Annotated in this window: 25 protein-coding genes; 11 read left to right on the top strand and 14 right to left on the bottom strand. The window is 41.6% G+C overall.

Annotated features, from left to right (window positions below):
* Positions 1–28 precede the first annotated feature (28 nt).
* A complete protein-coding gene (locus R2B72_RS16170; RefSeq protein ID WP_318617797.1) occupies positions 29–712 on the bottom strand; it encodes a phosphoribosylaminoimidazolesuccinocarboxamide synthase in 684 nt (227 codons plus the stop codon).
* A gap of 301 nt (positions 713–1,013) precedes the next feature.
* Between R2B72_RS16170 and R2B72_RS16165 the strand changes: the two genes are divergently transcribed.
* From R2B72_RS16165 to R2B72_RS16150, 4 genes are all read left to right on the top strand, one after another.
* Positions 1,014–1,235: a heavy-metal-associated domain-containing protein gene (locus tag R2B72_RS16165; RefSeq protein ID WP_318617796.1), complete on the top strand. Its 222-nt coding sequence runs from the start codon at positions 1,014–1,016 to the stop codon at positions 1,233–1,235.
* 14 nt (positions 1,236–1,249) lie between these two features.
* The gene (locus R2B72_RS16160) at positions 1,250–3,136 is read left to right on the top strand and encodes a cation-translocating P-type ATPase (RefSeq protein WP_318617795.1); all 1,887 of its coding nucleotides are present in this window, start codon (positions 1,250–1,252) and stop codon (positions 3,134–3,136) included.
* 13 nt (positions 3,137–3,149) lie between these two features.
* Positions 3,150–3,851: a Crp/Fnr family transcriptional regulator gene (locus R2B72_RS16155; protein ID WP_318617794.1), complete on the top strand. Its 702-nt coding sequence runs from the start codon at positions 3,150–3,152 to the stop codon at positions 3,849–3,851.
* A gap of 544 nt (positions 3,852–4,395) precedes the next feature.
* Positions 4,396–5,115 carry a YebC/PmpR family DNA-binding transcriptional regulator gene (locus tag R2B72_RS16150; protein WP_318617793.1) on the top strand — a complete coding sequence of 240 codons (720 nt, stop codon included), beginning with the start codon at positions 4,396–4,398 and terminating at the stop codon, positions 5,113–5,115.
* A gap of 67 nt (positions 5,116–5,182) precedes the next feature.
* On the opposite strand, the gene R2B72_RS16145 is transcribed toward R2B72_RS16150, so the two are convergent.
* The 7 genes from R2B72_RS16145 to R2B72_RS16115 all read right to left on the bottom strand — a co-directional run bounded on the left by R2B72_RS16145 (position 5,183) and on the right by R2B72_RS16115 (position 11,979).
* On the bottom strand, positions 5,183–6,877 hold the full coding sequence (locus R2B72_RS16145; protein WP_318617791.1) for a DUF2207 domain-containing protein: 1,695 nt from the start codon (positions 6,875–6,877) through the stop codon (positions 5,183–5,185).
* A gap of 155 nt (positions 6,878–7,032) precedes the next feature.
* Entirely contained in the window at positions 7,033–7,413 is a 381-nt protein-coding gene (locus R2B72_RS16140) for a hypothetical protein (protein ID WP_318617790.1), read from the bottom strand.
* A gap of 104 nt (positions 7,414–7,517) precedes the next feature.
* Positions 7,518–7,970 (bottom strand): GNAT family N-acetyltransferase, encoded by a 453-nt coding sequence (locus R2B72_RS16135; protein ID WP_318617789.1) that lies wholly within the window; start codon positions 7,968–7,970, stop codon positions 7,518–7,520.
* Positions 7,971–8,344: 374 nt separating this feature from the next.
* Positions 8,345–9,856, bottom strand: coding sequence for a glycoside hydrolase family 31 protein (locus tag R2B72_RS16130; RefSeq protein ID WP_318617788.1), 1,512 nt, complete (start codon positions 9,854–9,856; stop codon positions 8,345–8,347).
* A 362-nt stretch (positions 9,857–10,218) separates the two neighbouring features.
* A complete protein-coding gene (locus R2B72_RS16125; RefSeq protein ID WP_318617786.1) occupies positions 10,219–10,707 on the bottom strand; it encodes an NUDIX domain-containing protein in 489 nt (162 codons plus the stop codon).
* The gene (locus R2B72_RS16120) at positions 10,704–11,429 is read right to left on the bottom strand and encodes a nucleotidyltransferase domain-containing protein (RefSeq protein WP_318617785.1); all 726 of its coding nucleotides are present in this window, start codon (positions 11,427–11,429) and stop codon (positions 10,704–10,706) included. Before R2B72_RS16120 ends, R2B72_RS16125 begins: the two co-directional genes overlap by 4 nt.
* On the bottom strand, positions 11,422–11,979 hold the full coding sequence (locus R2B72_RS16115) for a GNAT family N-acetyltransferase (RefSeq protein ID WP_318617783.1): 558 nt from the start codon (positions 11,977–11,979) through the stop codon (positions 11,422–11,424). Before R2B72_RS16115 ends, R2B72_RS16120 begins: the two co-directional genes overlap by 8 nt.
* Before the next feature lie 220 nt (positions 11,980–12,199).
* Here R2B72_RS16115 and R2B72_RS16110 point away from each other — a divergent pair, with 220 nt between their 5' ends.
* The 4 genes from R2B72_RS16110 (at position 12,200) to R2B72_RS16095 (ending at position 14,610) form a co-directional block, all read left to right on the top strand.
* Positions 12,200–12,919 (top strand): ABC transporter ATP-binding protein, encoded by a 720-nt coding sequence (locus R2B72_RS16110; RefSeq protein ID WP_318617781.1) that lies wholly within the window; start codon positions 12,200–12,202, stop codon positions 12,917–12,919.
* A 13-nt stretch (positions 12,920–12,932) separates the two neighbouring features.
* Positions 12,933–13,676, top strand: coding sequence for an ABC transporter permease (locus tag R2B72_RS16105; RefSeq protein WP_318617780.1), 744 nt, complete (start codon positions 12,933–12,935; stop codon positions 13,674–13,676).
* A gap of 61 nt (positions 13,677–13,737) precedes the next feature.
* Positions 13,738–14,187 carry a LytTR family DNA-binding domain-containing protein gene (locus R2B72_RS16100; protein ID WP_318617779.1) on the top strand — a complete coding sequence of 150 codons (450 nt, stop codon included), beginning with the start codon at positions 13,738–13,740 and terminating at the stop codon, positions 14,185–14,187.
* A gap of 12 nt (positions 14,188–14,199) precedes the next feature.
* Positions 14,200–14,610: a DUF3021 domain-containing protein gene (locus R2B72_RS16095; protein ID WP_318617778.1), complete on the top strand. Its 411-nt coding sequence runs from the start codon at positions 14,200–14,202 to the stop codon at positions 14,608–14,610.
* Between the two features lie 332 nt (positions 14,611–14,942).
* On the opposite strand, the gene R2B72_RS16090 is transcribed toward R2B72_RS16095, so the two are convergent.
* From R2B72_RS16090 to R2B72_RS16075, 4 genes are all read right to left on the bottom strand, one after another.
* A complete protein-coding gene (locus R2B72_RS16090; RefSeq protein ID WP_318617777.1) occupies positions 14,943–15,560 on the bottom strand; it encodes a HutD family protein in 618 nt (205 codons plus the stop codon).
* A 194-nt stretch (positions 15,561–15,754) separates the two neighbouring features.
* Entirely contained in the window at positions 15,755–16,951 is a 1,197-nt protein-coding gene (locus R2B72_RS16085; RefSeq protein WP_318617776.1) for a class I SAM-dependent rRNA methyltransferase, read from the bottom strand.
* Positions 16,952–16,955: 4 nt separating this feature from the next.
* Positions 16,956–17,108, bottom strand: coding sequence for a hypothetical protein (locus R2B72_RS16080; RefSeq protein ID WP_318617775.1), 153 nt, complete (start codon positions 17,106–17,108; stop codon positions 16,956–16,958).
* Between the two features lie 494 nt (positions 17,109–17,602).
* Positions 17,603–18,544 carry an agmatinase gene (locus R2B72_RS16075; protein ID WP_318617773.1) on the bottom strand — a complete coding sequence of 314 codons (942 nt, stop codon included), beginning with the start codon at positions 18,542–18,544 and terminating at the stop codon, positions 17,603–17,605.
* A gap of 268 nt (positions 18,545–18,812) precedes the next feature.
* Here R2B72_RS16075 and R2B72_RS16070 point away from each other — a divergent pair, with 268 nt between their 5' ends.
* From R2B72_RS16070 to aspA, 3 genes are all read left to right on the top strand, one after another.
* Complete coding sequence (locus R2B72_RS16070) at positions 18,813–19,712, top strand: LysR family transcriptional regulator (protein WP_318617772.1); 900 nt, start codon at positions 18,813–18,815, stop codon at positions 19,710–19,712.
* 171 nt (positions 19,713–19,883) lie between these two features.
* The gene (gltS, locus tag R2B72_RS16065; protein WP_318617771.1) at positions 19,884–21,104 is read left to right on the top strand and encodes a sodium/glutamate symporter; all 1,221 of its coding nucleotides are present in this window, start codon (positions 19,884–19,886) and stop codon (positions 21,102–21,104) included.
* A gap of 64 nt (positions 21,105–21,168) precedes the next feature.
* On the top strand, positions 21,169–22,593 hold the full coding sequence (gene aspA, locus R2B72_RS16060; RefSeq protein WP_318617839.1) for an aspartate ammonia-lyase: 1,425 nt from the start codon (positions 21,169–21,171) through the stop codon (positions 22,591–22,593).
* 525 nt (positions 22,594–23,118) lie between these two features.
* Here the strand turns inward: aspA and R2B72_RS16055 are convergent.
* Together R2B72_RS16055 and R2B72_RS16050 are read right to left on the bottom strand one after the other, a co-directional pair.
* On the bottom strand, positions 23,119–23,556 hold the full coding sequence (locus tag R2B72_RS16055; protein ID WP_318617770.1) for a VOC family protein: 438 nt from the start codon (positions 23,554–23,556) through the stop codon (positions 23,119–23,121).
* 64 nt (positions 23,557–23,620) lie between these two features.
* The gene (locus tag R2B72_RS16050; RefSeq protein WP_318617769.1) at positions 23,621–25,666 is read right to left on the bottom strand and encodes a DUF2339 domain-containing protein; all 2,046 of its coding nucleotides are present in this window, start codon (positions 25,664–25,666) and stop codon (positions 23,621–23,623) included.
* Between the last annotated feature and the right edge of the window lie 159 nt (positions 25,667–25,825).

The following is a 25,825-nucleotide window of genomic DNA, read 5'->3' as shown; positions in this document are numbered from 1 at the left end:
TATTGTAGAATGAGCAGCGGTTTTTCATTTACGCCAGTACTAGTTTTTCTAAATCCATCGGCGCAATATAAACGCCGTCTTTGTAGACGCGCATATTGCCACCAGAAATTTCGTCAATTAGCATCACATCACCTGTGACTCCATCGCGTCCGAATTCAAGTTTAATATCATACAACTCAAGACCCTTCGCTGCAAGCTCGTCCTTCACAACGCCAGAAATTTGTTTCGTTAACGCTTCAAGCGTCACATATTCCTCTGCTGTTAAAAGACCAAGCTGCGCAAGTCCATCTTGTGAAATCGGCGGGTCATTACGATCGTCATCTTTCAATGTTACTTCTACAAAAGCATCCAACGCCTGTCCTTCTTCACAATAAGCACCATATCTACGTAAGAAACTACCCACAGCGCGGTATCGACAAATGACTTCAAGACCCTTACCAAACACAGTCGCCGATTTTACGGTCATCGTCACCTCATCCAGATCGGCCGCAACGTAATGCGTCGGGATCTCTTGCTCCGCCATCTTTTCAAAGAAAAACTTCGTCATTCGAAGCCCAGATTTCCCCGCACCTTCAATCGTTAAGCCAACTGTGTTAGCACCTGGATCGAAAACGCCGTCCTCACCGGTTACATCATCTTTGAATTTCAAGAGAACATTATTGCCCTCTGCTTTATATACATCTTTCGTCTTGCCCTTATAAATAAGCTCCATGTGTCTAATTCCTTTCTTGATGAGAGATTAAACGTTCACTAATAGTATAATGCAGGATCCTCGGAAGAAAAAGGATTATTCATCATGATGGGACATCATTTTCCCTGTGACACCATTTCGACCGTTTTCTTGCGAAGCATATTGCAGTTCATCTGCCTGAATAAGATTGTTTTAACTTTATCTTCATACAGTACTATTTCCCATCAACAAGTTTGCTGTTCTTGATGCACGTCAAGGTTTTATCTTTCCAAACGCTTTATTCTAAAGACAGAAGGAAAACAACAACTGGAGGATGAGAAAAATGAAAAAAGTCGTATTTGGTTTAGAGCCACTAAGTTGCCCATCTTGCATTAAGAAGATTGAAAGTGCACTCTATAAGGTCAACGGTATAGGTGATGCAAAAGTTTTGTTCCACTCCGGAAAGGTTCGTGCACAGTTCGACGACAGTATTATCCAAGTGGATGAGCTCAAACGTATCATCGTTAGCCTCGGTTATCCTGTACTTTCACAAAAAGTTTCATAAGAGGGGTGATTCACATGAATACCAAACACACATCCCATATTACCGCCATTTCAGGTCTATTGCTTGCTGCGGCAATTGGGCTACACATCGCCGGCTTCCATGACTGGAGGCAGGCGGTTCTCATTGTAGCAACCGTCATTGCTGGAACACCTATACTGATTAAAGCCTTTAAAGCACTGCGCATGAAAGCTTTCAGCATTGAACTGCTAGTCACGATTGCAGTGATTGGCGCACTATTCATCGGCGAATACGTTGAATCAGCGGCAGTGACATTTCTATTCCTGTTCGGTGCTTTTCTCGAAGCACGGACACTAGAAAAAACACGTTCTTCCCTAAGAGCTTTAGTCGATATGGCGCCACTTGAAGCGACAGTCATTCGTGACGGTGAAACAATAACCATTTCAGTAGATGACGTCGAACTAGGCGATCGTGTCATCATCCGCTCCGGCGAAAAAGTAGCGGTTGACGGTCACATCCTTACAGGTACAGCAATACTAAGCGAGGCCGCTATTACAGGCGAATCCGTCCCTGCTTCTAAAACAATTGATGATCGCGTATTCAGCGGCACAATCTTAGATAATGGGTTCATCAAAGTCATTGCTGATCGCGTCGGCGACGATACAACTTTTGCGCGCATTATCGAACTTGTCGAAGAAGCACAAGAGTCACAGTCGAAAACGGAGAAATTCCTCGATCGCTTCGCCAATATGTACACACCGACTATCGTAGTTCTATCTGTAATTGTGTATATTTTTTCACGCAACATCGAAATGACACTCACATTCCTCGTCATTGCTTGTCCAGGTGCTCTCGTCATCTCCGCCCCTGTTTCTATCGTCGCCGGGATTGGTAATGGCGCACGCAACGGCGTCCTCATTAAAGGCGGTGACATTATGGAAAAGCTCGCCAAAATCGACACCGTTGTTTTTGATAAAACAGGAACACTGACACGCGGGCGTCCTGAAGTGACAGACATCCATTCATTCGCAGGAGATCCCGATCATTTATTGCGACTTGTCGCGGAGGCTGAAATGATATCAGAACACCATCTCGGCCAAACAATTGTCAAAGAAGCGAAGAAACGAAACCTGTCTATAGTCAATGAACCCCAAAATGCTAAAGTCATCAAAGGAAACGGTATACGTGCCCGTATTGACGGCAAATTACTAGCCATCGGTAACCGTAAATTGATGGCATCCGAAGGAATTCGTATCGAAGAATCTGTCGAAGCCTATGCGATACAGCGCGAAAAAGCGGGTAATACAGCTATATTTGCCAGTATTGACGGCAAAGTAGCGGGTATTCTCTCCATTGCCGATAGAATTCGTCCTGAAGCCGCACAGGCACTCCAACAATTACGCGCGAGTGGCGTGAAAAAAATCATTATGTTAACAGGTGACAACCGTCACACTGCGGAACTCGTTGCTGCACAGCTCGGTCTTGATGAAGTACATGCCGAGCTACTTCCAGAAGACAAAGTCGCTATGATACAAAAACTGAAAGATGCTGGTCACAAAGTCGCAATGGCTGGAGACGGCATCAATGATGCACCCGCCATCGCAACGGCAGATATCGGATTGGCAATGGGTGAAGGCGGTACAGACATCTCTATGGAGACAGCCGATGTCGTACTCATGGCAGACCGATTAGATCAATTCTCTCATGCCTACTCACTTGCCAAAGCAACTGTCCGGAATATGAAACAAAATACATTTTTCGCAGTCGGCACGGTCGTCTTGCTACTCGCCGGCGTACTTCTCGGAAAAGTATTTCTTGCATCCGGCATGCTTATTCATGAATTAAGCGTACTCATCGTCATCCTCAACGCCGTCCGGTTAATCCGGTATACTAAGAGAAAGTCGGAAAGCCAACAAGCGGAACCGATTCTAGTAACGGAATGAGGTGTAATTGAAAATGGCAGATATGAAAAAGCATCATACGGAGTGCGGACAAGAGAGCCAAAAGCTATGTATTTCAATCGTGCCTATTTTTAATCATTTAGATCCATATGAAATGCAAGAGATAGTCAAGGAATCCCGTTCTATTTCGCACAAGAAAGGATACACTATCTATCAAGCAGGTGACAAATCAGATGGTCTATATATCGTACACAAAGGCCGTGTAAAAATTTATAGGTTGTCGGACAACGGTAAAGAACAATTAGTTCGCATATTAGAACCTGGTGATTTTACAGGTGAGCTATCGTTATTCAATGAATCCGTCCATGATGCTTATGCAGAGGCATTAGAGTCCGTCGAGCTATGCGTCATGGGGCGCGATAATTTCCAACAGTTTTTATTGAAATATCCGGCGATTGCATTGAAGGTACTGTCTGAGTTTTCCACACGGTTAGCCAAAACAGAAAAGCAAGCCGCCAGTATCGCCATGGAATCGACTGAAACACGCGTCGCCATCTACCTCGCTGATTTAGTCGAGGAGCAAAAGCGCAGTGATGTCACCTTGCCTATGAGTCGTAAAGACCTAGCCTCCTATCTCGGCACAACGCCTGAAACAATAAGTCGGAAGCTTACTGATTTTGAAAACGCCGGATGGATTATGCAAAATGAGCAGCGAGAGATTATCATTTTGGATTTGGATGCACTGTTGTTGGCATGATCGGGGATGGATTGTGGAAACTGGACGACGAATCGTAGAAACTGTGCGACCCTGTTGCGGAACTGTACGACGAATCGTTGAAACTGAGCGACCCCGGGCAAACTGGACGACGAATTACCGGAACTGGGCGACCCTGACGCTGAACTGTACGACGAATCGTTGAAACTGAGCGACCCCGGGCAAACCGTACGACGAATTACCGGAACTGGGCGACCCTGACGCTGAACCGGACGATCAATCGTAGAAACTGAGCGACCCCGGGCAAACCGTACGACGAATTACCGGAACTCGGCGACCCTGACGCAGAACTGGGCGACGAATCGTAAAAACTATCCGACCCCGGGCAAACCGTACGACGAATTACCGGAACTCGGCGACCCTGACGCTGAACTGTACGACGAATCGTTGAAACTATCCAACCGCAGTCAGCCTATAATAATCTCCCAACAGCCTATTTTTTGAATTTCACACTCGTCTATGCGCATACAATTGATGTATAATAACACTAGTAAATCTATGCTCAATCGAAAGAGAGTGAAATTCAATGGGTCGCAAATGGAATAATATTAAAGAAAAGAAAGCGTCAAGAGATGCGGATACGAGCCGTATTTACGCAAAATTTGGGCGTGAAATTTATGTCGTAGCTAGACAAGGCGAGCCTGATCCAGAACTAAACCAAGCGCTCAAAGTTGTCGTCGAGCGCGCAAAAACATATAGTGTTCCAAAAGCCATCATCGACCGTGCTATCGAAAAAGCAAAAGGCGGCGCGGAAGAAAACTTCGACGAATTGCGATACGAAGGCTTTGGCCCGAATGGCTCAATGGTCATCGTCGATACATTAACAAACAACGTCAACCGCACTGTATCAGAAGTACGCGCGGCATTCGGTAAAAACAATGGTAATATGGGCGTCAGTGGATGTGTTTCCTATATGTTCGACGCCACTGCTGTTATCGGCATTGAAGGCAAATCAGCAGACGACGTGCTTGAACTATTAATGGATGCAGACGTCGAAGTCCGTGACATTTTGGAAGAAGAGGGTGCTGTCATCGTCTACGCCGAGCCCGACCAATTCCATGTTGTCCAACAAGCATTCAAAGATAACGGGATTACAGAATTCACTGTCGCCGAGCTAACGATGCTGGCACATAATGACGTTACGCTAGATGCTGATGCACAAGCAAAATTCGAAAAAATGATTGACGCACTCGACGATTTAGAAGATGTTCAACAGGTTTATCATAACGTCGATTTGGGCGAGTAATAACGTAAAAAAGGAATCCTAATTTGGATTCCTTTTTTATAATCGTCTTCTATTAATTTCATCTTATTCAAAAAGCCCCTGATCCGCCACCCCCGCCTCCCGTACCTCCACCGCTACTTGATGAGGAACTTGAGGAATCACTTGTGCTAACGGCCGTATTCGCACTCTGGAAAGATGACGAAATGAGCATGGGCTCGAAGAATACAAAATCGTTGGACCCTGAAGTTGAATCCCTACGTGCAGTCCGCCTTTCCGAATCAGCAAATTCACTAAAATGCTTATCAAAATTTTTATTTTTGACACCAATCCCATACGTATAGGCGCGGAACTTATCCTCCGTCGAAAGTCGATTCCATTCATCCAAATTAAACTTATTAAACATCCCCTGCAGCTGTCGCCACTCTTCAATAATCTGAGTACCACGTTGATTTTTCGGTTGATAAAACATCGCAAATAACAAAGCTGTTAACGTAAAAACAGCCGCAACCACCGTGTGCCCGAATGAACCATACATGGCAAACTGGAATGTAGCTAAGCCAAACACGACTCCTAGAAAAGCAACCCCCAAACGAAATTTCGTTCGATTCTCAATCAACTCTCGCGACTTCACTTCTTCCGCAACAGCTTCTTTCCAAGATGACATCGACTGCCTATAGGTCAGATGATTCCTTTCAATTTTCGTATACTTTTCTAAATCGCTAATTTCAAAATGGGTGCCACTTCCAATTTCGTTGAACAAAAGGTCAATCAGTACTTTTTCATGGGAATGGGCTACGTTGCGACTGATCAGTTTAAATTTCTGATCTGTCAGTTGCTCCACATATCCGTTACGAACTAAATCCAGAAGAGCCGCCGCTGTCGCTTCAGAAGTATGCACTCCCCCGTTTGTAAAAGAAATTGTCGCCGGGATACTCATTCTCTGAACCGGGACTACGCTACCAGAATGCCCGATTTCCTCGCGCGCCTCTCGCTTTTTACGCCTAGCTAAAACAGTTACAAAACTAAAGAGAGTGAGTAGCAGCCCACTAGCTACCGGGATGCCTACACTCCCAAGCGCCTCCGTTCTTTGTTGCTTGGCAACATAGCTTGCCTCTTCTTCCGCCAAACGATTCTCCTCTGCAATCATTTCGGGCCGGATCATCCCTTGACGTTCAGCAATCGTCGGAAATAAGCTCGGTTCATAGACGACACGAATATCTCCATTGTTACCAGCCCAAACTTCTCTCATCAAAAATGCAACAACACCACCCGATTCAAGCACCGCCTTATCATACGCAGCATCATAACCAAGGTAAAGCACTTCGTCCGCAATCGCTGGTGGATGAATAAAAATCTTCATATCACCATAAGTCGTTTCATTGCGCCTGTCGAAAAACGGCCAGTAAAACTGCGCACCATCCTCGTATTTTTCCATAGCGTTACGAATCTGATAGCGTAGTTCAACAATCACTCGTTCATCTCTACCTTTACGAAAAATCTTATAAAGACCGTTCTCGGATTCAACTGTCAGGCCCTTGCCATTTTCCGTAGCGGAAAACTGAGCAATTTCCGCTCCCTCTTTAGGAATTAATTCACGGGTCACGCCATTGAATTCCCCCTTAAAAACGTAGGTATGCCTTTCTGTCACCTCGACATCTCCATTTGACTGCAGGTACGCGTCAATCGTCACTTCCGGTATCATAAAATCGACTGCCAATGCATGGATTGGCAACAACAGAACAACTAGTAATAGCATTGCAGGCATAATTTTTCGCCAACTCATCGCACTCCCCCCTTTTCTACTACTACGGATTGGTAGAATAGTAAGTTTCAAAAATAAAAAGAATCCTTTGTTTCAATTATATTTCCTTTTGTATTTCATTCAAAACTTCTACTTTCTTATTGATAAAAAAAAGAACCCACATCACATGGATTCCCTCACATCTTCACTTCGTCGCTCATTTCAAACACATCAAAAATATTTTTTTGAAATACAAGCGACATGATTTTACCTTCTTTTTCATAGTAATGGACATTACCTACTCGTTGATCTACCAACTCAGTCCATCCCCACTCCTCAATCTCCGCCAAATAATGCGCCGGCGGTTCACCTTGCTCGCCACCAATATCCTTCAATCTATACTTCGCCGACTTTGCAATTTCCGTCGTACATATTTCAGGTCGAATCTCACTAGCATTTTTCGGAACCGGAAAACCATGATTGATAACCGCCATTCGATACCCTTCTTCTGCGCTATACACATTCGAGCAGCCAGCCATCATACTAACGATAAAAAGCACGATAAAAATCCGTTTCACCCTGCCATCCTCCTCACAAGAACTTCACAACACGTTACTATCAGATTACTAAGAAACCTACAATTTGTCATCCGACGTATTTGTGACAAAATGGCAGAACGAAATCACAATTCCATTGCAAGCCGAACCATGTCCCTACATTGAATACCATCTTCAAAAATCGCTTCATCGTAATTGTCGATGAAAAAATCTTTTATAACACCTTCCATTCGAAACCCGCATTTCTGATAAAGCGCCAACTGACCTATGCTCGAATTACCCGTTCCAATTTCAAGCGATTGATAGCCAAGCTCTCGCGCAGTTTGAATCGCATCACCAATCAGCTTCCTTCCAATCCCCTGTCCTTGCATTTGTTCATCCACCGCGATATTCATAATCTCCATCGTTTCCATATCCAACCTCGCCAGCACATAAACGCCCACGATGTCGCCCGCCATTTCGGCAACGCGGCATTCCCCGATTGCCAAATACTCCTCCACCAGTTCCCGAGACGGATCTGCTAGTAGTAACAGCTCAAAAGGTGGTGCCTCGTGCTCCCACAGCTTTCTTATATTCATTTCATCACCCTCCCCTCCTGAATAATTTCATCCAATATGGAGTGCCATCTTTGGCCTCTTTAGGATGAATAAAGACTCGCCCCGATGACTCAAACCCAGCTTCAATACTATCTGGACCTTACCCAGCTTGTAATTGCGAGTTTAGAATGTTGTTAAAATTATCTAGTGCAAAAATAATTGAATACACTTTCATTTCTATCTTAACAACCTCCCCTTCTGTAACTTAACCATACTAAAAACTTTTCCTTAAAAAAATAAAGCTTCTTACGTTTATATAAAAAACTATTTATCTTTCGAATAAATAGTCTTCTTACTCTTCACCTAAAACTATAAGGAAATCACTTTACAATTCTTTTAGCCTCGGTATCTTCTGATTACTTAATTTTTTCTATTACAATTAAATGACCTAGTGCACAAGTGAATAGTTTATATTCTCCTTCACTCACTATCATTTCTCCGTTATAGTTCCAATTTCCTTTAGGCAGATAAACACTTCTGCTTTCTATCCCTTTTTCAGCGGCTGGTGCAACAAGAATGTCACTTCCTAGCATGAACTGGTCCGTTATTGCTTCAACAGGCTCATTTGGGAACTCATAGGTCATATAACGGAGAATCGGCTCGCCAGTTTCTTTCGCGTTAATAACTAGCTGCTCGATAATCGACTGATACTTTTTGCGAATTTCGATTGTGTTTAATACCTTACTAAATTCCTCTTTATTTAAAACCCTCGATGGATTTGCAGAAAACTGCATTGCCGGCATTAAACAAGCAATCTCACTATGCCGGATAAAAAGTTCTTTGTCTAAGGCACTGTCTTCTAATCCAATAAAGTTTAAATATTGACCTCCGCCAATCATATCCGGACTGCAAAACGGATGACCCGTGATTCCTTGCAATAGACTATTTGGCACCAAGGAAGGAATACCCCCTTCATCCCACGAATGGTCTTTATCGGCTAATCTCTGAAGTAGTGACATTCCACCAGCCTTAGCTGTAATCCGGTATTCATTTAACGTATATTTCTCGCCAAATTGAGCCCATAATAATGATTGCTCATCAGGTGTAGCATCACTATACACGACATTGTCATTATCATAAAATAGACTATCACCGCCATCGAATTTAAAACCATCTACGCCAAGCTCCACAAGATTGTTTAATTGCTCATCCATCCAGTCATTTGTTTTCGGGTTGGTAAAGTCGAGTACAGCCGAAAATCCATTCCACCACTCTAACATAAATGGCTTACCCTCTTTTGTTTTGATCAACAAGTCTAAATCCCTTAATTCACGAAATTGTAACGTATCTGGCGTTACGTAAGGGCTCACCCATAGCATGACATGAAAGCCTTGCTCATGAAGCTTTTCAATCATTTGTTTGGGATTCGGAAACTTTCCTTTACTGAAAACCCAACTCCCATAATAATCCGTCCATCCATCATCTATCATCAGAACACCAGGAGGCATACCACTATCCAAAATCGTCTGAGCGTACTTTAATATGTCTTGTTCATTTTGATGGTATGTCAATTCAATCCAACTATTGTAGATTGGATTTTTAAATAAGGCTAGATCTAGCGTAATATTTTTGAATGGGAAGTGTGTTTGCATCGCCTGTACATAAGCACCTTTTAGGTTATTAAACCCTTCAAGGACAGTCACATCCCCCTCGATATCAATCATCCCGTGATTAAACGTGATTTTAAATCCATGATCGCCCCACACATATCTACCTTTTGTCGACAAAAATAAAGGCATAGCCTGATTTGGCGACTGATTTAAACGCAAATCAATTTCATAGTGGCTATTTTCATCAATTGGTTGATTGATCCCCTCATGAACATACCCACCGAACCAGAACTCTCCTTCAAGCATCTCGAAATTCATAGTAAAGCCTCCTTATTTTTCATAGTATTTCGTCTTAAATTGATTGCCCAACCTGATTAATATACTTTGTGCAAAAGAGCTCTAGCAAAGTTTAACGTTAGCATTTTTTTAAAATCATATGCACGCTATTTTTCGATAGGGCCAATCAGTTTCATAATATAGCAGAACATTTTGGAAATGTAAAAAAGAATGGAATAATAAAAACAGTATAATACAGGAAATCTCTATAACCTCTCTACTTGGACCATCACGGAAACTGTATACCTCTTTACACATTCAAACAGGCAATTAGCGATGGCACTGCGAGTAGTAAGACCTTTATAGACGGTGTCTCAAGCACTCTCCATTTTCTAATATTCATTTCATTTCATCACCTTAGCCTCCTGAATAATTTCATCCAATATCGAGTGCCATCCTTTATGATAATCCGCGGCCTCTTTAGGTTGAATAAAGACTCGCCCCGACGACTCAAACCCAGCTTCAAACGAATGTAATTGTGTAATATCCATCCGGTAAAATACTTGATAACCCACTTTCGGATAAGGACTGGAGCTATTCCATAACGGATTCTCACTGTGGTTCACTTCCATTGAACCAAGCAGCTTACAATCTCCTTCCACATATCCTTCTTCCATCGCCTCACGCCTAAAACACACTTCCGCCGTTTCCCCAGCTTCGATATGTCCACCCGGAAAATCCCAACCACGGTCATTCAAATTAACCAGCATCAGTTCTCCACGATAAAAACAAAAACCATGAACACTTGTGATGAACTCCCGAGGAGGCATCACATTGACCTGCCATGTCAGCTTCAACTTGTGCCCGCCCCAATCAACGTATGCAATCGTCATATACGATCACCTTTCCCCATCGAATACCCTTCAAATAACCGACCACCATGCGGTTTCAACACCTCATCCGCGAGACCAATCACTTCATCCTTACCACCCGTTCTATAAAAAACATCAAACGCTTGCACGAATCTCCCCGCAAATTCTTCATCAAATTGCTTCAAAGCCCGTACAACCCATTTCGAATCCCCAACCCACTGACCATTTGTCCGCAAAACAAATTCATGGATTTTATCTGCCAACGTATTCGCAATGAAAATTTCTTCTGCACGATTTGTCGAACCTATCAGATCATCGATAACATCCGTTAGTATGTACCGCTTCGTTACAAGCGTATCCTTAGACCACATAGCCGGCCCTTCTTTCAACAGCTCATCCGCCTCAATCTTTATCGCACAAGCAACTCCCGAGTCGATGATAATAAGCCCTTCCGAAACCATCCGTGGCAATGAAGGACGAGCCCTTTCGCAGTCTGACTTAAAAAAATCTTTATACGAAGTAAGATTATGAACGAACGTTTCAATGGGCCAACCATAGTCAATAAATGATTCACGATACGCCGATTCCACCTTGTCATCAAAAACAACGATATCCAAATCTGATGTAGCCGTATGTTCACCTCTGACCACACTTCCCGCCATTACCGCGGCTTGGCAATATGGGAACTTATCTGCAATAAATCTTTTCGCTGCTTCTAGCGGCTGCAATCTGCTTTCATTCATACACTTCCCCTCGTTCCTTCCGATACTCAATCAACCAACAATCCCGATATTCACCCTCATGCCATTCATTCGCCGGCAACAATTTCACCTTCTCAAATCCACACTTCTCATAACAACGAATCGCACGTTCATTCCACGTTTGCGGGTCCATTACAATACGACCTGCCCCTTGTTCTTCTATTAAATACTTCACTGTCGAGCGAACAAGCTGTGTACCGACTCCTTTATTCCAATAAGCAGATTCTCCGATGAACTGATCCATGCCATAAATCAATTCCATAGAATCACCGTAGCCATAAGCAAGCCGCTCTTCTGCATCTACCTCGTAAAACTGAATATAACCGATCGGCTCACCGTCAAATTCAATCAGGCACCGAACAGCATCATCCTCTTCTTTGAAAAACTTCTCTTCTACCTTCTCCACGTCAAATGGGTTATCTCGTCCTTCGTAATACTGAAGAATTACAGGATCTGACAGCCACTTGACCAGTAGATATTTATCGTTCAGCTCTAATTTTCGAACAACTAACTTCCCTTGTTGAAACAACATAGCATGCACCCCTTTACTACTTATTCTCTGCCAAAACAGCAATGTCCTCCGAAATACATCAAAATTCAAATGCATTTCATCTATCATTTTCTGCAAGTCACCTTCTCATTAATGCGAGTCACCGACATCACGACGACAGATCGATCAAAACATCATACACTTTGGTTACAAAGAACTTCAACTTGCATCAGCGAAGGCAAAATTGAATGGAGGAATTACAATGAACATCATCAACGTCAACAACTTACAAAAAACATATGGCGACAACCACGTTCTAAAAGGAATGAACTTTCAAGCGAAGGAAGGGGAAGTCATCGGAGTCATCGGGAAGAACGGGGCGGGTAAATCAACGTTCCTTGAAATCCTCATGACAATCAAACAATACGATACAGGAAGCGTTGTCCTGTTTGATGAAGATATTAAAGCACTTTCAACGAATCGCTTGGAACAAATCAGACAACAAATTTCTGTCGTCCTACAACCGACTCAATTTTATAAAACACTGAAGGTAGTCGAGTTGCTGAAATTATTCAAAGCCTATTACAAATCACCACTCGACATCAACACCATTATCGAAGACTTCAAATTGACGCCACATCGCAAAAAATATTTCGATAAGCTATCTGGTGGATGGAAGCAAATTGTTAGTCTAGCCATTGCCTTTTTATCACAACCAAAGTTGCTGATTTTGGATGAACCAACAACTGGTTTAGATCCTCATATGCGTAACATCCTTTGGTCGTACATTACGGATTACAACAAACGCACAGGCGGCACGGTCATTTTAACAACACATAATATGGATGAAATCGAAATGTACTGCGACAAAGTAATGCTCATCAATAACGGCATCAATGAACTATACGATACGACAGAAGGTATTCTAGCATCAGGTTACAAATCCATTAACGAATTCTATCTTACAAAGGTATCCATTTAAGGGGGAGAAAAATATGTTAGCGACACAATTAAAATACGACCTTCTGATGTTCTCAAGAGAATTGTTTTACTTAGTCTTCACGATTATCGTCCCACCCATCAGCTATCTTTTCATGGGGCAATTGTTCGGCGATCAGACTTACGCAGGAAATTTAAGTTATGCAGAAACATACACGCCATCATTCATCTTACTCATTACGTTCGGCGTCATCTTCTTCGCTTTCGGTTTCGATCAAGTGATGAATCGTACAACTGGCGTTGAAAAACGCATCAATCTGTCACCTGTACCGAAAAAGATGCTATTGCTATCAGCTATTTTGAAGTCCATCATCATTACAAGCATCGGGTTTTTCCTTGTTTATGGCATCGGAATGATTGCTTATGACCTCGTGTTCCAACCAGTACGTTTTCTAAGTGCCTACGGGTTCTTCATCATCCTGAATGCTGTATTGCTCGTTATTTCTTCGGCTATCTATTCTTTATTCAAAAGCATGAATGCAGCACTTGTCTTTTCCATCGTCATTTTCCAAGTTGTAATCATTACAGGTGGCTTTACAATGCCAATTGCCTTAATGCCTAAATTTGTTCAGGTCATTGCAGACGTGAACCCGCTCTACCATATGAACAATCTTTTCATCGCAGTTTGGAATGGTCAGCTTGCGTTTGACACTAGCACGTTTATCTCTATTGGTTACATTGCCGGTTTAGTACTGGCCTCATTCGTTATTATTCGCTTTACAAATAAAAGACTGAGTTGATGGAATACTCCGAGACAATGGTAGATTAATTGTATACACTATTGTCTAAGGGGGGCTTCTTATGAAAGTAGCATTAAACATTGATAGTGACTTTAAAGAGACAAAAGTAACGATTGAATCACCAGAATTGAATCATTCCGTTCAGGAGGTTCTGGATTTCATAAAGGGAAGGGAAACGGAGTTCCTTGTCGGAAAAGACGGAGACATGCAGCATATACTCAAGCCCAGTGACATCCACTATTGCCATAGCGAAAAGGACGGAGTTGTCGCCGTTACGGCCAATGGTTCATTTAAATTAAAAGAGAAATTATACGAGCTAGAGGAAATTCTCCCCTCCAATAAATTCGTCCGACTCTCTAAATCCGTCATCGCCAATCTCCATGAAATGAGCAGTTTTGAAGCGTCTTTCAATGGAACACTGTGCGTCTATTTTAAGTCAGGGGCAAAAGAGTACGTTTCTCGAACTTACGTCAATACGATTAAAGAATCATTGAAAATGAATAAGAAATAGGAGGAGGAGCGAATGAAAACCTTTATATTCAGAAGTATGATAGGCATTTTTTTCGGGGCATTTCTTGCTGTCATCTTAACGAATTCCATTGTTTATTTTGGAGAACAGGATATATTAGATGGAGCTTTATTCTTAAAAAACTCACTTGGACTCATCTTTTGTGGTTGGTTTTTCACGGTCAGTCCGCTCTATTTTGAAAATACGAATTTGCATCTCTCTCAGCAAACTGGCCTTCATTTTATTACCGTCGTTATTTTATACTTCATCCTGGCATTCGGTATCGGATGGATTCCATTTACGATGAAAAGCTTTTTACTGATGTTAGGATTATTTATCGGTGTCTATATTATTTTCTGGACTGCTTTCTATCTTTATTTCAGATATCAATCCAAGAAATTGAATGCGGATTTAAGCGAACTATAAATAGAAAAGCCGCGCCCAGTACGCCCAGGTGCGGCTGCCTCTATTTATTTCAACTTCTGAACAACAACAACTTTTAAAGTATTGAATTCCGGGAAATCACGATTCGTGCGGAGTGGTTGATACAACTTAACATTATCACGAAGTGCTGGCGCTATTCCTTGAATCGATTGAGCCGCGCGTGATTGCCATATATACGGCCTTCAACGAGGATAAATGTCTGATACGCAAAGATTCACCAGCTGGTCCATCATGAACCAATCCACTCGTTTCTTTTACATCCAGTGGCATGCTTGTTTCCGATAAAAAGGCAACATGTACCTTATGTAAGTGTCTCAGAAAATCACGCTTGCTCTAATGACATTGGCTGAAGCTGCAGCTTTATTGAATAGTTTTATAGGAATGTTTGTTTCCGGTCGCTCTCTGTTTACTAGAATCAAGTCACCCTCTTCTACAACGATAGCTTCCTGATTATCAATCGTCATATGAATCTGGCCGTTGACGCAATAAAAAGCTTCAGCTGTTTGACGTCCATCAGAGTTGTTCATACTGATTGTTTCGTAATATCCACCTTTTTCTACAGGGATAGCTTTAAGATCGCCGCTGCACCCCTCCGCTAGCATGAGATTGAAATCTCTTACTTTGCCAAAGCTTCGAGTAGTCCAGCTTCCACTAAAGCGATCTAGTTCATAAGGTTTTAAATGGATATGATGATGTCCTTCATGTTCTAGCGTCATTTCTCCATCAATGACCATAATTAATCTGTGAATACCCGGAATAACAGTGAAAACAGACTCTTCTAATTCAACTACGGCCGAACTAATCCTCCATTTAAAGTTCCGCTCCTTATAATCCGCATCCTCAGGATAAATGGCTAGCTGCGTAGTGAGCCCACCCGACCATTCATTGGATGTTTGTTCATTTTTTCTTATGAGTTGTATTGAATAGGACATATGTACATTCTCCTTCTCTAATTTTGGGTATCTGTGCAATAAATAAGGACTGATGACCAACCAATTTCTTAGTTTGGCGCACAGCATTTATGTACAATTACTTCCGTCACCTGCTCTCTCTATTCTTCGTGGGACACGCTTTTCCCTTCATAGTAAAAACCGCACCCAATCATCCTAGGTGCGGCTCCCTCTTTTTATTTCAACTTCTGAATTACAACGACTTTTAAATAATTGAATTCCGGGAAATCACGATTCGTGCGGAAATCTCTTGGTAATGATGATTCTTCAAGAATCTTGAACGAAGAACCTGCATCCTTGAACGCTTCTTCGATGAATGTCTTAAATTTCTTCATGCCAAAGCTCGCATTATTCGTCGATGCCACAATGACACCATTTTTCTCCGTAATCGCAATTGCATCCTTCAGCAATGCAGGATAATCCTTCGCTGAACTAAATGTATATTTCTTCGTGCGCGCAAAGCTTGGTGGATCCAAAATCACAAGGTCAAACTTCAATTCCTTGCGCTTCGCGTAACGGAAGTATTCAAAGACATCCATCACTTTAATGTCCTGTTGCTCATAGTCAATGCCGTTGACGCTGAACTGCTCAATCGTCTTCGCCAAGCTACGCTTCGCTACATCCACACTCGTCGTCTTCACTGCGCCACCAAGTGCTGCCGCAACCGAAAACGCACCCGTATAGGAAAACGTGTTCAACACATTTTTACCTGCTGAATAATTATCACGAACCGCCTGACGCATATCACGCTGATCCAAGAAAATGCCCGTCATTGCGCCATCATTCAAATTGACCGCAAAATTCATACCGTTTTCCTTCACGATAATCGGGAAATCACCTTGCTCGCCACGGACAAAATCATCCTGCTCGATGTATTCGCCTTTCGTATCAAAGCGCTGTTTCTCATAGATTCCTTTATACTCAACGATCTTTTCCAATACACTATAAACATGATGCTTTAGCGAATAAATTCCTTGGCTATACCAGCTCACCATATAAAACCCGTCAAAGTAATCAATCGTCAATCCACCAATGCCGTCGCCTTCTCCGTTAAACACACGGTATGCAGTCGTATCTGGATCTGCAAAAAGGGCTTCTCGGCGTTCAAGCGCCTTCGCAATTTTTGATTCGAAGAAATCGAAATCGATGGCTTCCTCTTCTTTGTGTGTTAACACCCAGCCAATCCCTTTGTTTTGATTGCCATAATAACCTTTCGCCACGAAGCGACGGTCCCTGTCCACCAAGCGAATAATCGTGCCTTCCTCCGTCAAAGCATGTGCATTAATAATCGCTTCCTTCAAAATTAACGGATAGCCCTTTTTTAAATCAGCTATATTTTTTGCGTTCACTTGTAAATCGATTGTTTTTGTCATTTCATCAGCCTACTTCATCTTTTTTCTTATTATCGCACGTTTTAACCGGAATTGCGAAATTAGCTAAGGTTTGTAATCCTTCTACCCGCATCATTCGAGCATCTGCAACTCTTCGAACAATCATCGGAATATAGATCAACACCAACATTTCCATCATTTTGTGATAGATCCTTCGCCGCCCGCGCAGCCTTGACTTGTAAATTTTTCGTCATGGTAAACTCTTATTACCCAAATTATACCAATTATTACCACCACATGCAGAATATACCCAGCATGAGGTAAGTTATATCATTCTTTGATTCCAATAAGATCGATTAACACAACCTAAAGATGACAATCGAAATGTATAATTATAAAAAAGGCGCAAGATATTTGTGTATTTCCCCTTTTTTTAAAAAAATAAAGATACATCGGAACGGATATTATGGAAACTTCACTCGTCGCAATCCTTGATGTATTGCTTCCAAAAAAATGCAGTGAATGATGAACAATTAAATACAAAAAAGGATTAGACATTCAAGCTCATGTCTAATCCTTTTCCCCATATCGATACAATTGCCGTTTGCTTTCTGAATAGAAACAGACACAGTCACTTCCCGCTTACAATAAATCTTTAGAATAGCATCTGTTCTATAATAGCTCTATTCGCTATTATTGATTCTTTTCTTGTTTTTTCAAAATATGTCCCATGAAGTTCAACATCGTCATTGCTGCTACACGAGTAGTTGCACCTGTTGGATCATATTGAGGCGCTACTTCCACAAGATCGAAGCAGATAACGTTCCCTTTTTCTGCAATACCAATTAAAATATCGTTTAAGAAGTCGTATGAGAACCCACCTGGAGACGGAGATCCAGTACCAGTAGCCAGCGAGATGTCGAAACAGTCAATATCGATTGTCACATAATACTTATCCGCTACCGGAATTCGGTCTAACACCCCTTCAACGCCAATCTTAATGGCTTCTTTCGCAGAGATCAATTGGCTGTTATATGCTTTCGCCGCGTCATAATCTTCTTTCCGGCTACTCCCCAGTCCACGGAGCCCAATTTGCACCATTTCACCAATATGTTCCATTTCCGACATTCTTCTCATTGGACTACCGTTACCTAATGTTTGTCCACCTGGAGCATCGGACCAATCCAAATGTGCGTCTAATTGGATGACCGTTACTTTTCCTTCGTTTTTTAATCCTCTTGCAATCGGAATTGAAATTGAGTGATCACCACCCATAATTGCTGGAATTGCACCCTTCTCACGGATTTTACTAACCGCATACTCAATAGCGTCGAACGATCCCGGAATATCTCCGTGCACAACGTCTGCATCGCCAACATCAACTATTTTTACGGGTGCTCCCAAGAACACTTCATCTCTTTCCGGATCGTAAAAACCTGCTTCTCCGCGTGAATAATGTGTGGATACTTCACGAATTCTTCTTGGACCGAAACGGCATCCCGTCATAAATCCTACACCCGTATCGTACGGAACACCCAAAACTGCAATGTCAGCATCAAGATTTTCTAAGTTATCACAGATTGGATACTTAGCAAAAGAACAGATTCCTGTAATCGGCATATTAACTCTTTCCATAGTAAATCCCCCATATAAATGAATTTTAAATTTTGACTTCTATCTTTCCTATTTCTACTTCAGCCTTCTGACCAGTAAGGTATTATTAATACTTTGCGAGTTAAAGTGTATATTAGCGCTAAAACAAATATAGCATGCTAAAGCTCACATTAGTTATCAGACTATTTTATCAACCGATAAATTATATTTATGTATTCATTCATCCGCTACCTCAAACAGTTTTGTTTTAAGGTAGAATAAATAAAAGATATGAATAGGAGATGAAAACATGAATATCCGGAACTTAGAAGCATTCGTCTACATTGTTCATTTTGATAACTTCAATAAAGCTGCGGAGGCACTCTTTTTATCCCAACCTACTATTTCAGCACGCATTCGCTCACTGGAAAATGAAATGAATACTAAACTCTTTGTCCGAGAAGGAAGGAAATCCATATTAACGGATAGCGGAAAAAAACTTTTCCCTTATGCAGAAAAAATGCTTAGTTATTATCAAGAAGCGACATATAAAATCAAACAAGATATGTATATTCCCGATCAAATACGGATTGGATGTGCCAATTCAGTTTCAAGTTATCTCATACCCGAAATTTTGCCCGAACTCAAAAAAAAGTTCCCACTATTAAGGGTGAAAATTATTTCTCATCATTCCGAAGAAATTATGAATAAATTAGTAAACAATGAAATTGATTTTGGGCTTATCCGGACGATGACGCATCCAAAAATTCACACAAAAACAATACTCAGCAATCCCGTTGGGCTTTTCGCGGCTACAAACCACAACCTGGCTAACAAGGAAACAACCGTTTCTTTGGAAGAACTAACAAGCGAGGATATAATATTTTACGATCATAATTCAACTGAATGGCTTTATATAAATCGATTAATGGAGTCCATGAACCTCCAACTAAATACAATAATAGAAGTCGACAATATGGAATCCGCTAAAAGGTTAGTAAAAAAAGGCATGGGTATTTGCTTTTTACCGCAACATGCAGTTTTTGAGGAAGTTGAAAGTAATCAGTTGGTCAACATTCCATTAACAAAACCTTTAAATATCAATACAGAAATCGCAATAGCCTATTCAAAAGACAAGACCTTTACAGATATTATCAATTTTTGTTCATCTTTCGTTTTTCATCAATTTCAAGGTAATCCGCTTTTTTAATTTAAATTAAGTCATTCATAAATTTTATCTATCAGTTAATAAAACAGTCTGATAATTCGCAACCTCCTCCACATGTTATAGTTTTTATAACAAATTTTTAGTTAGTCAGAAATATCTTACTAACGACACTTGAAAAGGAATATTACTTTATTCCAGAGGGGGAGGATTTCAATGGTATTTCAAGATGGGGGCCTTGAACTAAATTTAATCACTTCGACAGCACTCGGTGCATTATTATTGGTTCTAGGAATGTTGGGGAGAAAGAAAATCAGTTTTTTTGAAAAGTACTGTATTCCAGCCCCAGTAATCGGCGGCTTTGGGTTCGCATTGCTGACATGGGTATTATTCGAAGTAAATTTACCTTCTATTTCACTAGATAATACAATTGGGGATTTACTCATGTTCGTATTTTTTGTCACAATCGGTCTCGGAGGAAGCTTTGATTTAATTAAAAAAGGCGGGAAAATACTTTTTATTTATCTACTCATTTGTTGGGGATTAGCTATCTTCCAAAACGGTTTCGGTGTAGCACTCGCCACTTTCCTTGGCATCGATCCTTTGTTAGGCATTGTTGCTGGTGCCGTTGCTTTGGAAGGGGGTCATGGAATGGCTGCCGCAATGGCTCCGTTCATTCAAGAGGCTGGAGCTGAAAGCGCTCTCACTGTCGGTATGGCTGCCGCAACATATGGTTTAGTTGCGGGAAGTTTGATTGGAGGACCGGTTGGTAACTGGTTAATTAAGAGAAATAACTTAAAGATAGAAACTGACGCAGGATGGAGTAAGTTGGTTGAAGCCGAAGAAAACCACTCTAAGGACGAAATAACTGCCAAAAGCATTATTACAATCGTTGCAGCAATCCTAATCATTTTAGCAATCGGAACCAATACAGCTAAATGGATAACGGAGGCAACAGGATTTACTGTCCCAGGTCATGTCTTTAGCTTATTTGTAGGATTGGTTTTCCGTTCAATTAACGAAAAGAAACAATACTTTACAATTAGCCAAAAAACAATTGATGTCATTTCAATCGTTGCCCTTGAATTATTCTTGACGATGGCTATGATGAAATTAAAAATATGGGAACTGTATGACTTAGCCGTTCCTCTAATTATCATTCTGGTAGCTCAGACCATTGCCATAATTCTAATCGCAGTATTTGTGGTCTTTAAATTTACAGGCAAAAACTACGATGCCGCACTACTTGCTAGTGGATTTATCGGTCATGGTTTAGGAGCAACCGCAAATGGACTTGCTGTTATGGACGCAGTTGCGAGTAAATACGGGCTTGTTTCCAGAAAAGCATTTTTCATCATTCCGGTAGCTGGATCGATGTTAATAGATTTGGTAGGGGTACCTTGTATCGTTATATTCACTAATTTCTTCGCACACTAACAGCATTCAATCGGGCTAGTTACATTTATTGAGAATACGTTTTTTATAAAATAGGTGAGGACTGATAAAATTGACAGCTACAAATGTACGAGTGGAAAAAGATTTCTTAGGTGAGAAGGACGTGTTGAGTCATTGTTACTACGGGATTCAAACGCTAAGGGCAGTTGAGAACTTTCCGATTACTGGCTATCGTATCGATAAAGAGCTGATAAAAGCCATGGCTATCGTCAAGAAAGCAGCTGCAATCGCCAATCGGGAAGTGAACCGCCTACCTCCCCATTTGGAGGAAGCGATCGTGCAGGCTGCTGATGAAATAATCGAAGGAAACTGGCACAATGAGTTTATCGTCGATCCTATACAGGGAGGCGCCGGGACTTCTATCAATATGAATGCAAATGAAGTTATTGCAAACCGGGCCTTAGAGATACTTGGCAGACAAAAAGGCGATTATGATTTTTTAAGCCCAAACACGCACGTCAATATGGCTCAGTCAACAAACGATGCATTCCCTACAGCTATTCACATCGCTACTTTAGCCCTAACAAAAAAGTTACTGTCAACCATGGAAAGCATGTATATGGCATTTAAATTAAAATCAATTGAATTTGATCATGTTATCAAAATGGGCCGTACCCATCTACAAGACGCGGTTCCAATCCGGTTAGGACAAGAGTTCGAAGCCTATAGCCGAGTTATCCTACGAGATATAAAACGCATTTCCCAATCACGTCAACATCTGTACGAAGTAAATATGGGAGCTACTGCAGTTGGGACAGGACTCAATGCAGAGCCGAAATATATCCTATCCGTAGTTAAACACTTAGAGGAGATTAGTGGCTTTCCTTTAATCGCGGCTGAGCATTTAGTAGATGCGACTCAAAATACGGATGTATACACCGAAGTTTCCGCTTCGCTAAAAGTATGTATGATGAACATGTCTAAAATAGCGAATGATATAAGATTAATGGCATCCGGTCCACGTACAGGGTTAAATGAATTGAATTTACCATCCAGACAACCAGGATCTTCTATGATGCCTGGGAAAGTAAACCCAGTAATGGCTGAAGTCATTAACCAAATTGCCTTTCAGGTAATCGGAAATGATAACACCATATGCCTTGCATCCGAAGCTGGCCAACTCGAACTGAATGTCATGGAACCTGTACTCGTTTTCAACTTACTGCAGTCCATTAACATTATGAATAATGGATTCCAGGTATTTACGGATTATTGTGTTTCAGGAATCAAGGCAAACGAAACACAAATGAAAGACTTTGTTGAAAAGAGTGTGGGCGTTATTACAGCCATTAATCCACATATCGGGTATGAAACGGCTGCAAAAATAGCACGTGAAGCGATTCTAGATAATAAACCTGTCCGTGAACTTTGTAAACAATACGGGATTTTATCTGAAGATGAACTAAACCTCATTTTAGATCCTTATGAAATGACCAAGCCCGGCATTTCGGGAGGATTATTAATTAAATAAAGATAGTTTGAATAAAAATAATGAGCTGCATTGTTCTACTGATCATTATTGGTTCTCTTTGGACGAAGTGAAAGCTATAGGCTTACCGAGAAACCTAGCGCTAAGGGGCTGTCTCATAAGTCACTATTAGAGTAAAATCACATAACATCGAAAAGGCAGAAACGTTGTTAAATCAACATTTCTGCCTTTCACTTTTTATTCAATTTTGGCTGAAAATCTCCTTTTAGGACAGCCCCTTAGCGCTCTTTTCGGTAATCCTGTTTCCGTTATTAATGGCACTTTACCTTTAATCATCCAAAAGCTTTGCGATGCTGATCACTTGTCGTTTGGTGGTACATTTCTTTCTATTCAATGGTAAAAAGTATGTTAGTGTTGGTTCATTTCATTAGCCGTAATCAAGTAACTAATTCTACATATCAAATATCCCCCACACTATGTAAGTTTTATCACTCCTTCATTCCAATAAAAAAAGCAGTGGAATCTCCCCCACTACTTCTCTCTCTTCAACAACGTCCCATTCACTAGTTAGTTAATTTTCTCCGCCAACTCTAAAATAATCCCTTCTGGCCCACGAACATAGCATAATTTATAAGCATTTTCATAGTTTTGTATCTCACCAAAAAGTTCCGCGCCTTTATTTTTCAATTTGGCAACAATGGCTTCAATATCTTCAACGGCAAATGCAATATGTTGGATTCCCAACGTATTTGCAAAAGATTGCTGAACAGCTTTTTCATCTTGCGGCGTATGGAATTTGACCAGCTCCAAAGTTGCTTGACCATCCGGCATCCCTAACATGACAACCGTCTGTCTAACGTCAGTAAGCCCGATTATCCGTTCTACCCATTCTCCTTTCACTTCTGCTTCCCCTAGCACATCAAGTCCAAGGTCGAGAAAAAAGGCTTTAGCAGCGGGAAGATCATTTACGATAATCCCCACATGATCTATTCTATGGATTTTCAAATTTCATACCTCCGATTTCTTTGATTCCCAAACAATATGGCTCGTTTGTTGAAGTTTATTCAGATTACTTCTCTTCCTTCAACAACGTCCTCGAATAGACTAATCCCACAACTCCTACAATAATAAACAAGATTGCCCGTACAAAAATCGAAATGCTAGCCAAGTCGATGATGAATAGCTTCAATACACAAACGACAATCAACCCTGCACCTATGAATTTAACCCACTTCCACTGCATCTTGCCACCAACACTAATGGATACAAAGGCGAAGGTGAACAGGGAAAACGTATGCACTAGCAACACATATTCCAAATCCCAGTCATACGCTGCGTTGAAAGAGAAATACCATTTATTCAAATAGATGAAGGAAAAAACCTGAAGCACGATCGCTAATTGTGGGACCTGCCATTTTAGTTTTTTAAGCGCTAGATAAAAGCGATCTTTCATCATCGCACCTATCATAACGGTGAATGCAACGGCATAGAGTACTTGCACTATAAAGCTAAACAAAAACCCACCATGCGCATTATTCGCACCCAAGCCCGACACCATCATCCAAAAACTGAACAGTAAAAACAAAATCACTGTACTATGTGCTACATAAAGTCCCTTAGACCACTTATGCAACGTGTACATCGCACAAAGTGCCACTAACACAACAATCGCCTGAACATGCATAGCTGTTACATATGGCAAATTGGTATCCGACAGCCAAAGCATCGTCAATTGATTGAGATACAGTAACACAAACACTTGCCCGACAATCAAACTCTGATCGATCCGCACCATTTTCCCCGCTAACCACATAGGCGTCCAGCGGTACAATGTGTAAAATAGCCAGCCGACCGAAGCCAAAAACACCAACCAAATAGCATGCTCCAACGACCAAAACACCTCAATTGGCGTCGTCATCAGCACTGCTGGTAGCGCAAACAGATAGACAATGGAGCCCGTCACAATCGTTCGCATCGTCTGATAACGTATACCGACCCAAATCCCAAGCGTACCATTCACCAGCAACAACATCAGCACAACCCGGCTATCCTCCAAATCAAAGGATAGGATGAAAACACAAATTGCAAATACTGCCACGGCAGATAAAACCCCGCGCAGTGCATGATCCTTCTTCCAAAACATATACATCGCAAGGGCACAGTAGACAAACGCCAACAAGCCATACATCGTCACTTCCGGTGTATGATCGAGCAGTTTAACCCAAGCAATCGTAAACACAAAATTCGAGTACAGTAATCCTTCCGAAAAAACAGTCCTTGAGATGTTCCCTTTTACATAAAAGAACAAGATCAAAGCATGCTGAATCAGCACCGTCGCAACCAATATCCCCTCCGCCTCGTAGCCACCATCCAGCATTGCGTAAAAGAACAACGTCAAATGGAACAACACAAACGTTACATAAAAAGAAAACTTATGCCGTTGACTAAGCGATACGTAAAATAACGATAGAAATAACAGCAAAATATACGCACAAAACTGAATCGCAGTAGCCCCTTCCCCTTCCAATAAAAAAGGAAGTAAAAACCCCGCGATCCCTGAAAATAGCGTTAACGTTTCCGACTTCATTTTCCTCGATAACAACAAGCCTGCAATAATATACGAGACACCTAGCAAAAAGGCGAACGTGAAACTTAAATAACCATACAAATGATGCGCCGCAAAGGTCGTTAATATCCCAAGGCCTATAAAACCACCCAATAACGTCAAACCAAACCCTTTTTTCCCGCTATGAACATAACGCATGCCTAAGTAGTACAACAAAATCGTCCCTGCGTAGCCAAGCGCCACACGCACAGGATTGGTAATCACACCATAATCCATGCCCACCTTCAATCCCCACAGCACGCCCAACAATAAGATGAACATGAACACTCGCGGCAGCCACGTGCCCAAGACTTTCTCAAGATTAAATTCCTTGCGTACAGTTGGCACTCGCACAGGAATGTCCTGCTTCAGAGCAGCCACCTTCTCTGGACGCATCGTCGGTGCTCGTTCGGGAACGACTTCTTTGTCAGCCAGTTGGCGTTTTAACGACGCCACTTCCTGCTCCAAATCAGACAATCTTTTGATAACATCCTTCAGCTCTTCATCCACGGCCACCCCGTTGCCAAAAACCTATAAAAATCTTATAAGCCTTGTTTGCTTCCCGCTTCATAGTGCCTGCTTTTGCCGAAGCTACTCGCATTTGGTATGACACTCCACAGGCGTAAATTCGGATGCAACGAATCCTACACATTAGCAGGTTCTAGTTGG

Source organism: Sporosarcina sp. YIM B06819 (assembly GCF_033485175.1).
Taxonomy (GTDB): domain Bacteria; phylum Bacillota; class Bacilli; order Bacillales_A; family Planococcaceae; genus Sporosarcina.
This window is presented reverse-complemented; position numbering and strand designations above follow the sequence as displayed.

Bases quoted from the DNA above. Each gene is read 5' to 3' on its own strand.
- R2B72_RS16170 (WP_318617797.1), bottom strand. From the start codon at position 712: ATGGAGCTTATTTATAAGGGCAAGACGAAAGATGTATATAAAGCAGAG.
- R2B72_RS16165 (WP_318617796.1), top strand. From the start codon at position 1,014: ATGAAAAAAGTCGTATTTGGTTTAGAGCCACTAAGTTGCCCATCTTGC.
- R2B72_RS16160 (WP_318617795.1), top strand. From the start codon at position 1,250: ATGAATACCAAACACACATCCCATATTACCGCCATTTCAGGTCTATTG.
- R2B72_RS16155 (WP_318617794.1), top strand. From the start codon at position 3,150: ATGGCAGATATGAAAAAGCATCATACGGAGTGCGGACAAGAGAGCCAA.
- R2B72_RS16150 (WP_318617793.1), top strand. From the start codon at position 4,396: ATGGGTCGCAAATGGAATAATATTAAAGAAAAGAAAGCGTCAAGAGAT.
- R2B72_RS16145 (WP_318617791.1), bottom strand. From the start codon at position 6,877: ATGAGTTGGCGAAAAATTATGCCTGCAATGCTATTACTAGTTGTTCTG.
- R2B72_RS16135 (WP_318617789.1), bottom strand. From the start codon at position 7,970: ATGAATATAAGAAAGCTGTGGGAGCACGAGGCACCACCTTTTGAGCTG.
- R2B72_RS16130 (WP_318617788.1), bottom strand. From the start codon at position 9,856: ATGAATTTCGAGATGCTTGAAGGAGAGTTCTGGTTCGGTGGGTATGTT.
- R2B72_RS16125 (WP_318617786.1), bottom strand. From the start codon at position 10,707: ATGACGATTGCATACGTTGATTGGGGCGGGCACAAGTTGAAGCTGACA.
- R2B72_RS16120 (WP_318617785.1), bottom strand. From the start codon at position 11,429: ATGAATGAAAGCAGATTGCAGCCGCTAGAAGCAGCGAAAAGATTTATT.
- R2B72_RS16115 (WP_318617783.1), bottom strand. From the start codon at position 11,979: ATGTTGTTTCAACAAGGGAAGTTAGTTGTTCGAAAATTAGAGCTGAAC.
- R2B72_RS16110 (WP_318617781.1), top strand. From the start codon at position 12,200: ATGAACATCATCAACGTCAACAACTTACAAAAAACATATGGCGACAAC.
- R2B72_RS16105 (WP_318617780.1), top strand. From the start codon at position 12,933: ATGTTAGCGACACAATTAAAATACGACCTTCTGATGTTCTCAAGAGAA.
- R2B72_RS16100 (WP_318617779.1), top strand. From the start codon at position 13,738: ATGAAAGTAGCATTAAACATTGATAGTGACTTTAAAGAGACAAAAGTA.
- R2B72_RS16095 (WP_318617778.1), top strand. From the start codon at position 14,200: ATGAAAACCTTTATATTCAGAAGTATGATAGGCATTTTTTTCGGGGCA.
- R2B72_RS16090 (WP_318617777.1), bottom strand. From the start codon at position 15,560: ATGTCCTATTCAATACAACTCATAAGAAAAAATGAACAAACATCCAAT.
- R2B72_RS16085 (WP_318617776.1), bottom strand. From the start codon at position 16,951: ATGACAAAAACAATCGATTTACAAGTGAACGCAAAAAATATAGCTGAT.
- R2B72_RS16080 (WP_318617775.1), bottom strand. From the start codon at position 17,108: ATGATGGAAATGTTGGTGTTGATCTATATTCCGATGATTGTTCGAAGA.
- R2B72_RS16075 (WP_318617773.1), bottom strand. From the start codon at position 18,544: ATGGAAAGAGTTAATATGCCGATTACAGGAATCTGTTCTTTTGCTAAG.
- R2B72_RS16070 (WP_318617772.1), top strand. From the start codon at position 18,813: ATGAATATCCGGAACTTAGAAGCATTCGTCTACATTGTTCATTTTGAT.
- gltS (WP_318617771.1), top strand. From the start codon at position 19,884: ATGGTATTTCAAGATGGGGGCCTTGAACTAAATTTAATCACTTCGACA.